The following is a 13,880-nucleotide window of genomic DNA, read 5'->3' as shown; positions in this document are numbered from 1 at the left end:
AAAGCATTCTGGCGCGACCGTGGAGCACGCGAATGATCGTGAACGAATTCACGCGATGAACGGCACAGGAACTACTGTAAAGGCGAGCACTGACACCCGCACATGCCGAAGGGCCCCACGAGTGGGGCCCTTCGGGCAGGAACGGTGTGCGCGGTGGTCCGGTGTCAGACCAGGATCGTCGGCGGAGGCGTGGTGGGCCACGTCATCTTGATCGATCCGCCGTGCTCCCCCGCGCTGACCTCCACGTCGTCGACGAGGCCGCTGATGACCGCGAGGCCCATCTCGTCCTCCTCGGCCTCCGCGTCGGGAGCGCCGGCGCCGGCACCGGGCACGGCGTGCGGGGCCTCGTCGCCGACCTCGATGGAGAACTGCTTCTCCTCCTCGATCAGCAGCACCTTCACCGGTGCGGAGATCCCACCGATCTGGTGCAGTCCGACGGCCCGGGTGCAGGCCTCGCCGACAGCGAGCCTGACCTCGTCGAGGACGGCCTCGTCCACTCCGGCCCTGCGCGCCACCGCCGCCGCCACCAGCCGGGCGGTCCTGACATGCTCGGGCAGCGCGCTGAAGCGGAGCTCAACGGTGGCCATGCATCCCCCTCGCAACTACGGGCGTGCTGTCGAGGGGCTCCGGGCCGCCGAAAAGCCCGGGCCCCCTCGGTCGGTCTTCACATCTGCCGAACTCGTGCCGCACTGCGGCCGGCCCGGGCATAGGGCCCGGGTCCGGTCTCAGTCGGTGGCCGCAACCGCTTCCTCGACCGAGGTGTGAATCGGGAACACCTTGGTGAGGCCGGTGATGCGGAAGATCTTCAGAATGCGCTCCTGGTTGCAGACCAGGCGCAGAGAGCCCTCATGGGCTCGCACACGCTTCAGGCCGCCGACCAGCACGCCGAGCCCGGTGGAGTCGAGGAAGTCCACGCCCTCCATGTCGACGACAAGGTGGAAACTGCCGTCGTTCACCAGCTCGACCAACTGCTCGCGCAGCTTGGGCGCGGTATATACGTCGATTTCGCCACCGACCCTGACGATCGTGCGATCGCCCATGGTCTCGGTCGACAGGGACAGGTCCACGGATCCTCCAGCACCTTGCTATCGAGCGGTCGCCCTTGGGGCATCTCGGCTTCAGCCCTTGGACGCTTCGCCAGCCGCGATGGCATTCAATCACTTACCGGCAGGCGTGCACGACGCCTTGGCTCCATTGTCCGTCACGCCAGTGACACACTCGGTGCCGATGGCCAAGAATCACCGACCCGATCGAACCCCGACGGACCCCGCCTCCCGGCCCGCGCCGGGCGAGGTCCTGGACCGGCTCACGTCCGGTCCGAGCAGGGCTTCGCGCGTTACTCATACGGAGCACTTGCCCCCGCGTGCGGGTCGGCATGCCGTCTGGCCGGACCGGATCCGCGCCGAGGTCGTCTCGGCCGTGCAGGCCGCGGGAATCGAACACCCCTGGGCCCACCAGGCCCGCGCGGCCGAGCACGCCCTGGACGGCGAGTCGGTCGTCGTCGCCACCGGCACGGCCTCCGGAAAGTCCCTGGCCTATCTGGTGCCCGTCCTGTCCGCCCTCCTGGACGGCGCCGAGGCCCCGAACGGCCGGGGCGCGACCACCCTCTACCTGGCCCCCACCAAGGCCCTGGCGGCGGACCAGTGCCGCTCGGTGAAGGAACTTTCACATCCGTTGGGCCATTCGGTGCGTCCCGCCGTGTACGACGGCGACACTCCGTTCGAGGAACGCGAATGGATCCGCCAGTACGCCAACTACGTGCTGACCAACCCGGACATGCTGCACCGCGGCATCCTGCCGTCCCACCCCCGCTGGTCCTCCTTCCTGAAGTCGCTGCGCTACGTCGTCATCGACGAGTGCCACACCTACCGGGGCGTCTTCGGCTCCCATGTCGCCCAGGTGCTGCGCCGCCTGCGCCGCCTGTGTGCCCGTTACGGCGCCTCGCCCGTGTTCCTGCTGGCATCCGCGACCGCCGCCGAGCCCGCGGTGGCCGCCCGCCGGCTCACCGGCCTGCCCGTCGTGGAGGTCGCCGACGACGCCTCCCCACGCGGTGAACTGGTGTTCGCCCTGTGGGAGCCTCCGCTGACGGAGCTGCACGGCGAGAAGGGCGCCCCCGTCCGCCGCACGGCCACCGCCGAGGCCGCCGACCTGCTGACCGACCTCACCGTGCAGGGCGTGCGCTCGGTCGCCTTCGTCCGGTCCCGGCGCGGCGCCGAACTGATCGCCGTCATCTCCCAGGAGCGACTGGCCGAGGTCGACCGGTCGCTGGCCCGGCGTGTCGCGGCGTACCGGGGCGGCTATCTCCCGGAGGAGCGCCGGGCACTCGAACACGCCCTCCATTCGGGTGAACTGCTGGGCCTCGCGGCGACGAACGCCCTCGAACTCGGCATCGACGTCTCCGGCCTCGACGCGGTCGTCATCGCCGGCTACCCGGGCACCCGCGCCTCCCTGTGGCAGCAGGCGGGCCGCGCCGGGCGGGCCGGGCAGGGCGCCCTGGCCGTCCTGGTCGCTCGCGACGACCCCCTGGACACCTTCCTCGTCCACCACCCCGAGGCCCTCTTCGACCGGCCCGTCGAATCCACGGTCCTCGACCCGGACAACCCCTACGTGCTGGCCCCGCACCTGTGTGCCGCCGCGGCCGAGCTGCCGTTGACGGACGAGGACCTCGACCTGTTCGGCCCCGCCAGCCAGGGCCTGCTGCCCCAGCTGGAGGCGGCGAAGCTGCTGCGCCGCCGCACCAGGGCCTGGCACTGGACCCGCCGCGAGCGCGCCGCCGACCTGACCGACATCCGCGGCGGGGGCGGACGCCCCGTCCAGGTCGTCGAGACCGGCACGGGCCGGCTGCTCGGCACGGTCGACGCGGGTGCCGCGCACTCGACCGTGCACGAGGGGGCGGTCCACCTCCACCAGGGCCGCACCTACCTCGTGCGGTCACTGGACCTGGAGGACTCCGTCGCCCTCGTCGAGGAGGCCTCCCCGCCCTACTCCACCGTCGCCCGCGACACGACGTCCATCTCCGTCCTGGAGACCGACACCGAGATCCCCTGGGGCGACGGCCGGCTGTGTTACGGATCCGTCGAGGTCACCAACCAGGTCGTCTCCTTCCTGCGCCGCCGGCTCATGACCGGTGAGGTCCTGGGCGAGACGAAGCTCGACCTCCCTCCCCGCACCCTGCGCACCCGGGCGGTGTGGTGGACCGTCACCGAGGACCAGCTGGACCGGGCCCGGATCAACCCGGAGATCCTCGGCGGCTCCCTGCACGCCGCCGAACACGCGTCCATCGGCCTGCTGCCCCTCTTCGCGACCTGCGACCGCTGGGACATCGGCGGCGTGTCGATCCCGCTCCACCCCGACACGCTCCTGCCCACGGTCTTCGTCTACGACGGCCACCCGGGCGGAGCGGGCTTCGCCGAGCGCGCCTTCCACACCGCCCGCAGCTGGCTGACCGCCACCCGCCAGGCCATCGCCTCCTGCGAGTGCGAGGCCGGCTGCCCGTCCTGCATCCAGTCCCCCAAGTGCGGCAACGGCAACGACCCGCTGCACAAGAGGGGTGCGGTCCGGTTGCTCACGGTGCTGCTGGAGGGGGCTCCGGAGGAGAAGGAGCCGGCCGAGGGGGCGAGCAGGCAGCCGGCCGAGGGGGCGGCAGGGGCGTCGGCCTCGGACTGACCTCGGGAGCGAGCGAGGTGGCGACCGGGGAAGCGGCCTCGGGGGCGACCGGGCAGCCGTCGGGAGAGCCGGGGGTGGCGTCGGAACGCCAGGCGGAGTCAGCGCGGAGGCTGCGGCGAACGGCTGCGGTGGAGGACCCGCCCGGGTCCCGGGCAACCCCCGCACGGGAGCCGGGAGTCTCTGGGAGAGCGCCGGTGAACCCGGGGAAGGGCCAGGAGGCGCCGAGGCAGGCCCATGACGACCCAGGGAAGGCCCCTGAGGCGCCTGGGCAGGTCCAGGGCGACCCGGGGGAGGCCCCGGAGTAGCCAGGGCAGGCCCGAGACGACCCGGGAGAGCCCAGGACGGCCCGGGAGGCCCCGGAGGACCCAGGGAAGATCCCGGACGATCCGGGAAAGGTCCCGGACGACCCGGGGAAGTCCCCGGAGGACCCGCCCTCGCCCTGACCTCCGCCGTGAACGGCCCCCGTCCGGACGCCGCCGTCACGTCCGAGATCTGCCCGGCGACCTCGCACCGCACCAGCCGCACGCCCTGGGCCCGGGCCACCCGGTCCGCCCGGGCACAGGCCGCCGAACCGCCCTCGGCCCAGTGGTCAGCGGCCGCCAGCGCCGCGAGGTCCGCTCCGCCGGCCGCCCGGTGCCGGACCACGACGGCCTGCCCGAGGGCGAGGACGACACCGAACACCACGCACAGGACGGCGATCGCCCCCACACTCCAGACGGTGGCGGATCCCCGGTCCGAGGACCCGCCCGACGGGCGTCTCATGTGCCCACCGCCTCCTCCACCGCCGCCACGGCCTCCTCGCGCACGGTGACGGACAGCCCGCGCAGCACGGGCGGCTCGGCCACGACGACCACCCTCACCTGCTCCGCGTCCCGGCTCACCGTCACCCTCGCGCCGGGCGGTGCCGCCTCACGGGCCAGGCGCACCACCGCGCCGGGCGGGTCCTGACGGGCCGCCGCACGCGCGCCCGTCCGCGCCGCGTCCACGCACTGGATCTGCGCGGCCACGACCAGCAGCCCCCACACCAGGGCCATCGCGAACATCACCAGCACGGGCAGCACCACGGCCGACTCCGCCGTCACGAACCCCCTGTCTCCACGCCGCTCACATCCGCGCATTGAGGGCTTCCTTCACGATGCTCTGCAGCTCCGAGCTGACCGCCCCGCTCGTGACGACCTTGTAGAGCACCACCGCGAACGCCACGGCCGCCACGATCCCCGTCGCGTACTCCGAGGTGACCATCCCCGCGTCCCGCCGCGCCGCACGCATCCCGCACACCAGGGCACGCAGCCGTGCCCGCACCATCTGAACCATCTCGACCCCCGTGGGAAGAAGTCCGAACCTCTGTCGGACGCTGCTTATTTGTTTCCGTCGCTTACTTGCTTCCGCCGCTTGCTCTCCCTGCGCGTCTAGCCGCCACCCCCTCCGAGCACCCCGCCCGCGAGCCCGATCACCACGGGCAGCACCCCGACCGCGATGAACGCGGGCAGGAAACACAGCCCGACCGGCGCGCTGACCACGACGCCCGCCCGGCGGGCCCTGGCCGTCGCGGCCCGGCCCCAGTCGGCACGGGCCTCGGCGGCGAGCCGTGCGACCGGCACGGCGGCGGGCAGCCCCGACACGTCGGCCCTTTCGAGCAGCCGCGCCAGCCCTCCGGCCCCGGGCACGCCGGCCAACCTCCGCCAGGCCGCCCCTGGTTCACCGCCCAGCCGTACCTCCGCCGCGCCCCGGGCCAGGGCGTCGCCCACCGGCCCGCCCAGTGCCTCACCGACCGCCTGTGCCGCGACCACCGGCCCGGCACCCGCCGCGATACAGGCGGCCAGCAGGTCGGCGGCGAGCGGGAGTTGCCGTGCCGCCTCGGCCAGGTCGGGGGCGCCCGGGTCCGTCCCGGCCGCCGTCTCCTGGCGCAGCCGCCACCGCCACACGCCCACCGCGGCGGCCGCACCCACGGCGACACCGGTGAGGCCGCCGACCAGCGCCCACCCGGCGCAGGCCACGCCCACGGGGGCCGACCAGCTGCCCGCCGCCCGGCGCCAGGCCAGGCGCGGGGCACGAGCAGCCGCCTCCACGACCGCCAGCTTCGCCAGTCGCCGCCGCATCCCCCGCCGGCGCCGTGCCTCCACGCACCACCGCAGCCACCATCCGAGGCCGAGCACGATCCCCGTCGCCACCCCCAGCCTGTGGACAACTTCCCCGCTCACACCGCCTCCTCCGCTCCGCGCACGATCCGCAGCACCCACCACACCCCCGAGGCCTCCAGGGCCCCTCCGACGAGCAGGCAGCCCAGGCCCGCCGGGGTGTGCAGCAGGACGTGGAGGGGGTCGGCCCCGAGGGTGGTGCCGATGAGCAGGCCCAGGGCCGGCAGGCCGGCGAGCATCACCGCCGTGGCCCGGGCGCCCGCCAACTGCGCTCTCAGGTCGGAGCGCTGGTCCCGCTCGGCGCGCAGTGCGGTGGCCAGCCGGTCGAGTCCGGCCGCGAGCCCGGCGCCCTGGTCCACGGCCACCCGCCAGCACGCCGCGAGTCCCCGCAGCCCTTCGGCGCCCGGCTGACGCGCCGCCGTGGCGAGCGCGTCCGGCACGTCACCTCCGAACCGCGCCGCCGCCAGGACCGTCGCCCGCGTCTCCGCCAGGCCTCCGCAGTCCCGCGCGGCCCGCAGCAGTGCCTCACCCGGCTGGCGTCCGGCCCGTACCTCTCCGGCCAGCGCCCCGCACAACGCGATCACCGCGTCGGCCCGCACCTCCCGGTCCCGCCGGGCCCGCGAGGCCAGCCGGGCCCGGCGCAGCAGCGGTACCCCGGCCGCTCCCAGCAGGAGCGGCAGCACCGACGCCCCGAGCACCGCCAGCACCAGCCCGGCCACCGGTGACCACCACTCGGCCGGCAGCCGCCCGCGGGCCCTGCGCAGTGCCCCGGCCGTCCACCTCCGTCCGTACGGCCGCCCGCTCCCGGCGGCTCCGCCGCCCGCGAGCAACAGGCGCGCCCGACGGGCCGTCGCGTCCCGCTCGCCCAGCAGCCACACCACCGCTCCCATGCACGCCACGGCCGCGCCCAGGGACATCTCAGCCGTCCCCGTCATGACCCACCTCCTTCGTCCCGGACTCACACAGCCCGTCGCCCTCACCTCGAAGCAGCCCCCGCAGCCGCTCCCAGCCCCGCTCCCGCACGAAGGCCGGCTCCCCCCACCGCAGCGCCGGCACCGTCCGCACCAGGCCCGAGGGGTCCCGCTCCAGCACGTGCACCTCGGCGATCCGCCGCCGCCCCGACCGGTCGCGCACGAGGTGCAGCACCACGGACAGGGCGGCCGCCACCTGGCTGTGCAGTGCGGCCCGGTCGAGCCCGGCAGCCGTGCCGAGCGCCTCCAGCCGGGCCGGCACCTGGGCGGCGGCGTTGGCGTGCACCGTCCCGCAGCCGCCCTCGTGGCCGGTGTTCAACGCGGCCAGCAGATGACTCAACCTCTGCTATGCACCTACACTCCCCCTCATGCTGAAAAAGCCGCAGCGGGCTGGCATCTACTGCCGGCTGTCGTACGCTCCCGACGGATCGCTCGAGAAGGTGGAGCGGCAGGAAGCGGACTGCCGCGAGCTTGCCGCGCGTCTGGGTTGGCCGGTGTCCAACGCGCACGTCTTCCCGGACAACTCCCGCTCGGCGTGGCAGCGGGCCCGGAAGCGGCCCGCCTGGGACGCGATGCTCCGCGCTATCGAGGCGGGTGAGATCGACGCGGTCATCGTGTATCACGGCGACCGGCTGATCCGGCAGCCGTTCGATCTGGAGATGCTGATTAACATCGCTGAGTCGAAAGGGCTCCGCATCGCCTCGCCCTCGGGCACGCGCAACCTGGACAGCCCGGATGACCGGTTCATCCTGCGCATTGAGGCGGCGCAGGCGTGCCGGGAGTCCGACAACATCAGCCGTCGCGTGACACGGGGGGTGAAGTCCCGCGTCGCCAAGGGGCTGCCGGGCACCGCGGGTGGGAAGCGGCCGTACGGGTGGGGCGTTGAGTCGGGCACGAGGACCAAGACCGACCGCGCAACGGGCGAGACGATCACCGTGCCTGTGTTCGACACCACCCAGCCGCGTCCGGAGGAGATCAAGTTCATCAAGGGCGGCGCCGAGCGGCTGCTGGCGGGCATGAGTCAGGGTGGCGTGGTGAGGTGGCTGAACTCTTCGGGCGCCCGAACGACCGAGGGGAACCTGTGGACCGCGAAGTCCTGGCGTAACGTCATGCTGAACCCGCGGACGGCCGGCCTCATCCAGCACGACGGTTCGCTGCACCCGGCGACGTGGAAGGGCGCGCTGTCGGTGGAGGCCTGGGAGGCCGTGCGGGCCTTGTACCGCCAGAACGCCGCCGAGAGCCCGTATCAGGGCCGTGAGCGGCGGCACCTGCTGACCGGGGTCGGCGAGTGCTATCGGTGCCACAGAGGAGCTCCTGCGGGCTCAGGGCCGGCCGCGTGCGGCGGCGATGGGTGCGCTGGCCCCCACCACACCGTGCGATGCAAGCCGTCCGGGGGGCGCAACCGGAAGGTCTCGCGGCTCTACTACTGCCCGTCGTGCCGTGGTGTGGGGCGTAACCAGGCGCTCCTGGACGCGTACGTCGAGGGCAGGGTCCTGCGGCTGCTGCAGAGCCAAGAGCTCGCCAGCGAACTCGATCGCGCGATCAACGACGCGGGGAGCGCTGAGCTGCAGACGCAGATCACAGCGCTGGAGCAGCGCCGTGAGACGACCCGCAAGGAGATCGAGCACCTGGCCGACCACCCGGACGTCGACGCCACTTTGGCGCTGCTGTCGCTGGCGTCGTTCGACCGGAAGATCGCTGAGCTGCGGTCCCAGATCGCGACATCGGCGAAGTTCCGCCGGCTGACGCGCATGGTGGGCATGAGTCGCGAGGAGTGGTCTGACTTGCCGATCGACTTGCGTACCACCGTGGTGAAGGACCTGTTCCGGGTCGTCATCCTGCCGACTGCGCAGCGCGGCCCGGGCTTTGATCCGTCCAGCGTGCGGGTCCTGAGGCGGCCGCTGGGGTCTCCCAACCGGGATGACGCTGGGACGAGTAGATGAGACGCAGAGAGGAACGTTTCTCCGCGATCGCCTCCGCGTCCCGATGCTCCGCTCGCACCGCTTCGGTGGCGGCGTTGAGGGCATCCAGCATGCGCCCTCGATGCTCCGGCTCCGGCTCTCCGAGGGCCACGGAAAGCGCGACCTCTATGACGTCCAGCCGATCACCGAGTTGTCGCAGCTGATCCATGCGCCTCCTTCCGCCGCAAACGCTCACCGGCCGTCCGTGCATGGTGACTGATTGTGCCAGTGCCCTATGCACGCGTCCATCAAACTGGCGCGAAAGATCCTTGCCGAAACGGCCACATAGTCACTCGACATGGACACGCGGCGTAACGAGTCGCAGGTCAGAGCCCTCGCTTTCAAGATCATAAAAAGCGGAATCTAATACGCTGACTCCCTGGCGGGCTGGTTCGAGGTTTGTCGAGTGCCTCATGACCCGCCTGATGACGACGACTGGATCCGAGCCCGGCAGCAGGCCGTCGGAGGGAGGATCCGGGCCGAGCGGCTGCGGCGGAACCTGACACAAGAGGCAGTGCACCTCACCGCCGGCATCGACCGCCGCACGCTGCAGGCGATCGAAGCGGGCCAGGCCAACCCCACCCTGGCGTCCCTACTGCGGATCGCCCGCGTCCTGGGCGTGCCGCTCGCCGAGCTCCTCGGCGAGTGAAGCCCCGCCCACCTGCCACGGGGGGGGGCAGGCAGACGGGGCGGTCAGAGGCCCTACCAGGCGGTGCCGCGCTCGTGCTCCCTGTCGCCGTGGTCCAGCGGGCAGGCGTTCGCCCAGCCGATAGGGATCATCTGCTGCGACCGGTGCTGTGGGCAGTACCGCCGTCCGTGGCTGGTGTCCGTGACGTAGTCGTCGTGCGCGATGTCGCGCTGCGTGGGGATGCGGTTCCGGCTGCTCGAGGCCATGTGTCACTCCGAGGGGGTGGGCGGGTCGTCTTCCGGCCGGGGGACGATCGGTTCGAAGTCGTCGTCCTCGCCGCCGGCGTTCCTCAGCTCGTTCATGGTGAGCCGCATGACTGGGCCCCTTCTGCGGGGCAGCTGGCTTCGGTCGAAGCCGGTCATCGGCTTGACGGGTGGTGCGACCCGCCCCGGCGCTCGACCTGTCCAGGGGTGATCACCGGGGCGGGGGTCTTATCGGCCAGGTTGGCCGCGGTGGCAGGTGCAGCTGCAGCGCGGCTGGAGGAGGATGCCGCTGGCGTGCGGGAGCGGGATGTCGGCGGTCTGGCGGCACTCGCGGTGCAGGCCCCGGTAGCCGGGCCGTGTCGCCAACTGGCATTCAGCAGACAGCGAGCCCGGCACAGGCGAAGGCGCGGTCATCCCTTCGGGTTCACGCTCGCGAGCCGCCGCTTGAACTGGACGGCGGTGGCGATGAGGCGTGCCACGGCGATCGGTTCGCACAGCTCGCCCGGGCGTCTCATGGGGACGGACCAGTACGAGGCGGAGCGCGGGCCGATCCAATCCTCGGCAGGCAGGCGCGGCACGCCCAGGTGCCAGTCGTTGCCGAGGATCTCCACGCCCAGCCGGGGCCACTCCGCAGCTGCTGCGGTCCACACCAGGGGGGTGTCGGCGGGCACGAGCGCGTAGTACCGCTGTGCGTGCTGGTCGCAGATGACGGGGCCGTCCCACAGCATCTCGGCCAGGAACCGGTCCAGGGTGCCGTTGTGCGCCGTCTCGAGACGGATGGAGTTCAGCACCACCGTGCGGGGGATGCGGACGGCGGCGAGCTGTGTCCCGAGGGGCAGCACAGCCACCCCCGCACCGTCCCACTCCGCCCGGGCGTCGCTCGGCGTGGGGTGCGCGGACAGCAGCCACTCTTCGCACGCTTCACGCTGCACTGATGTGTCGTACGGGACCGAACGCAGGGCGCGCTTCGGGGGGTTGGCGGGCATCGTCGCGCCTCCAGGGACAGGGCTCTACCCGGCGCCGTGACGTGTTGTGCAGGGGCAGAGCTGCGTGTCGTTGCTGGTAGTGACGCTAGGAGCACGTTGTGCAGCACAGCTAGCAATGTGCATGAATGTGCACGAAGCGTAGGGTGAATGGTCGCGTCTGGTTCGCGCCCTTGACCGGCTCGCGCCAGGCCGTCAGGTTGGTGCACATCGGTGCACGCCGCCAACGAAGAAGGTGACCATGGACCTACAGTTCATCGGGATCGACCCGGATACCGGGAAGAACGGGTCCCCCACGGCCTGGGTGGACCTGAGCAGTGCGGACATCGTGCTGCAGAGCTACACGGCCGATGAGGAGACGCAGGCGCAGTGTGAGCAGAACCCCGCGCCCGGGCATACCCCAGGCATCCCCGCCCACGAGAGCGTGATCCGGATTCCCGCCCGCTGCATCCCGATCCTGAGGGAGGCCTGCGATGCCGCAGAACGAGCTCAGCTTTGACGAACTGTTCGAGGCCGCACAGCACTCGGCGGTCCACCTCGAGATGCGCGACCAGTACGCAGTCGGAGACGAGGCCGACGACTACGCCACCTGGCTGCGCACCGGCCAAAGGGACACCGACCCGGCCTCGGAGTACTGGGCCCCGTGGGTCGACATGATCTCCAAGGCAGTCGCCAAGGGGGTCGACGTACGGCGAGCCCGGATCGTCTCAGAGCCTGTCACCGACTACATCAGGTACGAGCACGCCGGCACCACCGTGAACGTGCAGGCTGGCGAGCAAGTGCGCTGGTTGCCCCGCACGCGCGCCGCCGATCTCATGGTGCCCGGCGCGGACCTGTGGATCTTCGACGGCTCCAAGGTCCTGTTCAACCACTTCAACGGGGCAGGCGACTGGACGGACCCGCACATGGAGCTGCGAACCGAACCGGCCATCGTCAAGCAGTGCTCTGCCGCCTTCGAAGCAGTCTGGCGCCGCGCCATCCCGCACGACGAGTACAAGATCCACTGACAGAAAGCACCACGGCCAGCTCATGACCATATCTCCGTCGTCCTCAGCGCAAGCCGCCCGCGAAAACGTGGCGCGCCAGCTGCGCGACCTGAGGAGAAACGCCGGCATGACGGTCACTGAGCTGGCCTCTCAGTGCGGCTGGCACCACGCCAAGACGAGCCGCATCGAGAACGCCCGCACCCCGCCCTCGCCCACAGACATTCGCAAGTGGTGCGAAGCCACGAGAGCCCCCAAGAAGGCCGACGACCTGATCGCTGCGTCGCAACACGCCGAGTCCCTCTACCGGGAGTGGCGCGACCGGGTACGCTCCGGCCTGGCCCGCCTGCAGGACAGCTACGTCGAGCTGTACCGGTCAACCGAGCTGCTGCGCGTCTACTCGCCCGTCCTGGTTCCGGGGCTGCTGCAGACCGAGGGTTACGCCCGCGCACTGTTGAGCACGAACGCCCGCCTCCTCGGCATCCCGGATGACGGACAGGAGGCGGCCGCAGCTCGCGTGCGCCGCTCCCAGATCATCCACGAGGCAGGCCACCGCTTCGTGTTCGTCATCGAGGAAGCGGTGCTCCATTACCAGCTGGGCGATACGGACGCGATGGCTGCCCAGCTCGGCTACCTGATGACCGCCGGCGCCCTGCCCAGTGTCTCGCTCGGCATCATCCCGACGTCCACCCCAGAACGTGCACTCTGGCCACAGGAGACCTTCGACGTCCACGACGACATGCTCGTCTCCGTCGAGTTGCTGTCGGCGGAAGTGAACGTCACCCAGCCCTCCGAGGTCGCCCTGTACGTCAAGGCCTTCGAGGAACTGCGGAGCATGGCCGTGTACGGGGCGCAGGCCCGCGAACTCGTCCTGCGGGCCATCGAGTCCCTGCGCTGACCCGGACGCACGACAACGCCCCCTGTACGGCCCGGATGCGGGCCGCACAGGGGGCGCTCTGTGTTCACGGGTACTGCCGTCGGTACGGCTCAAGGCCTGCAGCGAGCGGCCCGGGCGAGGGGCTCGGGGAGGGCTCGGGGTCGGGGGCTCCATCGCGTCTGCAGACCAGCGCGTCCGGGTCCCAGGAAGGCGCCTGCAGGCTGTACCCCTCGGGGCAGTCCGGGCCAGGCGGACCTTGCTCGCCGCGCGGTCCGGGTTCGCCCTGCGGGCCCTGCTCGCCGCGCGGCCCCTGCTCGCCTTGAGGTCCCTGTTCACCGCGCGGCCCCGGCTCGCCCTGAGGGCCGGCCGCGCCCGGGGCGCCGTCCTTCCCGGCCTCCCCGGGCTCGCCGGGCGCCCCGTCCCGCCCCGGGACGCCGGCCTCGCCGTCACTGCCGTTGCTGCCGTTCTTGCCGTCGCGGCCGGGGCGCCCGGACGGCCCAGGCTCCCCCGGCGGCCCCGGGATCGGCACCGGCACCTCCGCCCGCGCCGGGAGATCATCGACCGCGTCGGCCGGGTCCGGCGCCGCCGGCGTCCCACCCTCCTTCTTGACCTGGGCCCGCAGCAGCCGCACATCCGTCGCGAGCGTACTGACCGCCTCACCACGCCGGTCAGCCTCCGCGGCGAGCCGCTCCGCCCGCGCCGCCTCCTGATCGATACGGGCCCAGATGATCAGCACCGCACCGCTCAGCGCCACGAGCGTGCACACGAGCAGGACGCTGCGCCAGCGGCGGGCCAGGGTGCGCTCGGCACGGGTCACGGCTCTCCTCCGAGGTGGACGATCAGGGCGCGCAGCCGGGCGATCTCCGCCTGGTCCGCCGCGCGCAGGGCGGCCTGCTCGGCCAACCTGGTGTTGAGGGCGGCGAGCTCCGCCCTGGCGGCCGCGAGCTCTGCCTTGACGGCGTCGCGTTCCGCCTTGGCCGCCGCAAGATCCGTCTTGAGAGTTTCGCGTTCTTCCTGCAGGTCGTTGGTGAGCGAGGAGTAGCCGGTGAGTGCGTTCTCGCTCCTCTTACCGAGGTACGCCACCACCGCGCCGACGACCGCGCCGAGCCCGACGAGCAGACTCCCGAGGGTGGTGGCGTCCAACGGTGGCCCCCTTACTGGCCGTGCCGGCGCGCGGCGCGCACCAGGTCCTCGTCGGTGCGCGGGGTGTGCTTGGCCGCCCAGCCCGATACGAACGCGATGGCGGCCGGGACCAGGGCGAGGACGAACGGGGCCAGGACCGGGGGCATCCACCCGACCAGCTCGGCATGGTCCTGGACTGCCTCCAGCGAGGCGAGCAGGCCGGTGCTGCCGACGTACGCCGCGGCGGTCGCGGCGGTGACCTTCTTCTCGATGGGTCCAGCCATGGGG

17 protein-coding genes and 2 pseudogenes are annotated in these 13,880 nt (G+C 72.1%); 6 read left to right on the top strand and 13 right to left on the bottom strand.

The window, feature by feature from the left end; genetic code table 11:
- Window positions 1–164: 164 nt before the first annotated feature.
- Together ACPXCS_RS06385 and bldG are read right to left on the bottom strand one after the other, a co-directional pair.
- Window positions 165–587 carry an ATP-binding protein gene (locus ACPXCS_RS06385; protein WP_425943670.1) on the bottom strand — a complete coding sequence of 141 codons (423 nt, stop codon included), beginning with the start codon at window positions 585–587 and terminating at the stop codon, window positions 165–167.
- 138 nt (window positions 588–725) lie between these two features.
- Entirely contained in the window at window positions 726–1,067 is a 342-nt protein-coding gene (bldG, locus tag ACPXCS_RS06380) for an anti-sigma factor antagonist BldG (protein ID WP_003991900.1), read from the bottom strand.
- A 79-nt stretch (window positions 1,068–1,146) separates the two neighbouring features.
- Between bldG and ACPXCS_RS06375 the strand changes: the two genes are divergently transcribed.
- Window positions 1,147–3,666, top strand: coding sequence for a DEAD/DEAH box helicase (locus ACPXCS_RS06375; protein WP_425943672.1), 2,520 nt, complete (start codon window positions 1,147–1,149; stop codon window positions 3,664–3,666).
- A gap of 375 nt (window positions 3,667–4,041) precedes the next feature.
- Here ACPXCS_RS06375 and ACPXCS_RS06370 read toward each other — a convergent pair.
- From ACPXCS_RS06370 to ACPXCS_RS06345, 6 genes and pseudogenes are all read right to left on the bottom strand, one after another.
- A pseudogene (locus ACPXCS_RS06370) lies at window positions 4,042–4,428 on the bottom strand (Rv3654c family TadE-like protein); the annotation flags it as partial.
- Complete coding sequence (locus ACPXCS_RS06365) at window positions 4,425–4,784, bottom strand: TadE family type IV pilus minor pilin (RefSeq protein ID WP_425943674.1); 360 nt, start codon at window positions 4,782–4,784, stop codon at window positions 4,425–4,427. The pseudogene ACPXCS_RS06370 and the gene ACPXCS_RS06365, both read right to left, overlap by 4 nt.
- Window positions 4,771–4,980: a DUF4244 domain-containing protein gene (locus ACPXCS_RS06360; protein ID WP_365091649.1), complete on the bottom strand. Its 210-nt coding sequence runs from the start codon at window positions 4,978–4,980 to the stop codon at window positions 4,771–4,773. Before ACPXCS_RS06360 ends, ACPXCS_RS06365 begins: the two co-directional genes overlap by 14 nt.
- Window positions 4,981–5,075: 95 nt before the next feature.
- Entirely contained in the window at window positions 5,076–5,867 is a 792-nt protein-coding gene (locus ACPXCS_RS06355; protein WP_425943676.1) for a type II secretion system F family protein, read from the bottom strand.
- On the bottom strand, window positions 5,864–6,739 hold the full coding sequence (locus ACPXCS_RS06350; RefSeq protein WP_425943678.1) for a type II secretion system F family protein: 876 nt from the start codon (window positions 6,737–6,739) through the stop codon (window positions 5,864–5,866). The genes ACPXCS_RS06355 and ACPXCS_RS06350 overlap by 4 nt, the downstream gene beginning before the upstream one ends.
- A pseudogene (locus tag ACPXCS_RS06345) lies at window positions 6,723–7,109 on the bottom strand (ATPase, T2SS/T4P/T4SS family); the annotation flags it as partial. The gene ACPXCS_RS06350 and the pseudogene ACPXCS_RS06345, both read right to left, overlap by 17 nt.
- Window positions 7,110–7,143: 34 nt before the next feature.
- On the opposite strand from ACPXCS_RS06345, the gene ACPXCS_RS06340 reads away from it, so the two are divergent.
- The gene (locus ACPXCS_RS06340) at window positions 7,144–8,718 is read left to right on the top strand and encodes a recombinase family protein (RefSeq protein WP_425943680.1); all 1,575 of its coding nucleotides are present in this window, start codon (window positions 7,144–7,146) and stop codon (window positions 8,716–8,718) included.
- A 424-nt stretch (window positions 8,719–9,142) separates the two neighbouring features.
- A complete protein-coding gene (locus ACPXCS_RS06335) occupies window positions 9,143–9,385 on the top strand; it encodes a helix-turn-helix domain-containing protein (RefSeq protein WP_425943682.1) in 243 nt (80 codons plus the stop codon).
- Window positions 9,386–9,438: 53 nt separating this feature from the next.
- On the opposite strand, the gene ACPXCS_RS06330 is transcribed toward ACPXCS_RS06335, so the two are convergent.
- Together ACPXCS_RS06330 and ACPXCS_RS06325 are read right to left on the bottom strand one after the other, a co-directional pair.
- Entirely contained in the window at window positions 9,439–9,630 is a 192-nt protein-coding gene (locus ACPXCS_RS06330; protein ID WP_425943684.1) for a hypothetical protein, read from the bottom strand.
- A 407-nt stretch (window positions 9,631–10,037) separates the two neighbouring features.
- Window positions 10,038–10,559 (bottom strand): hypothetical protein, encoded by a 522-nt coding sequence (locus tag ACPXCS_RS06325; protein ID WP_425943686.1) that lies wholly within the window; start codon window positions 10,557–10,559, stop codon window positions 10,038–10,040.
- 292 nt (window positions 10,560–10,851) lie between these two features.
- Here ACPXCS_RS06325 and ACPXCS_RS06320 point away from each other — a divergent pair, with 292 nt between their 5' ends.
- Genes ACPXCS_RS06320 through ACPXCS_RS06310 form a run of 3 tightly spaced genes read left to right on the top strand, consistent with a single transcriptional unit; the run spans window position 10,852 to window position 12,491 of the window.
- Complete coding sequence (locus ACPXCS_RS06320) at window positions 10,852–11,109, top strand: hypothetical protein (RefSeq protein WP_425943688.1); 258 nt, start codon at window positions 10,852–10,854, stop codon at window positions 11,107–11,109.
- On the top strand, window positions 11,084–11,617 hold the full coding sequence (locus tag ACPXCS_RS06315; RefSeq protein ID WP_425943690.1) for a DUF6879 family protein: 534 nt from the start codon (window positions 11,084–11,086) through the stop codon (window positions 11,615–11,617). Before ACPXCS_RS06320 ends, ACPXCS_RS06315 begins: the two co-directional genes overlap by 26 nt.
- A 22-nt stretch (window positions 11,618–11,639) precedes the next feature.
- Window positions 11,640–12,491 carry a helix-turn-helix domain-containing protein gene (locus ACPXCS_RS06310; RefSeq protein ID WP_425943692.1) on the top strand — a complete coding sequence of 284 codons (852 nt, stop codon included), beginning with the start codon at window positions 11,640–11,642 and terminating at the stop codon, window positions 12,489–12,491.
- A gap of 64 nt (window positions 12,492–12,555) precedes the next feature.
- Here ACPXCS_RS06310 and ACPXCS_RS06305 read toward each other — a convergent pair whose 3' ends face one another.
- From ACPXCS_RS06305 to ACPXCS_RS06295, 3 genes are read right to left on the bottom strand one after another with little or no spacing between them, the layout of a single operon-like run.
- Entirely contained in the window at window positions 12,556–13,287 is a 732-nt protein-coding gene (locus ACPXCS_RS06305; RefSeq protein ID WP_425943694.1) for a collagen-like protein, read from the bottom strand.
- Window positions 13,284–13,613, bottom strand: a complete 330-nt coding sequence (locus ACPXCS_RS06300; protein WP_425943696.1) for a hypothetical protein — start codon at window positions 13,611–13,613, stop codon at window positions 13,284–13,286. Before ACPXCS_RS06300 ends, ACPXCS_RS06305 begins: the two co-directional genes overlap by 4 nt.
- Before the next feature lie 11 nt (window positions 13,614–13,624).
- A complete protein-coding gene (locus ACPXCS_RS06295) occupies window positions 13,625–13,876 on the bottom strand; it encodes a holin (protein WP_425943698.1) in 252 nt (83 codons plus the stop codon).
- Between the last annotated feature and the right edge of the window lie 4 nt (window positions 13,877–13,880).

Source organism: Streptomyces sp. DT190, assembly GCF_049846985.1.
Taxonomy (GTDB): Bacteria; Actinomycetota; Actinomycetes; order Streptomycetales; family Streptomycetaceae; genus Streptomyces.
Note: the sequence above shows the minus strand (reverse complement) of the source record. Positions and strands in the feature narration are given on the sequence as shown.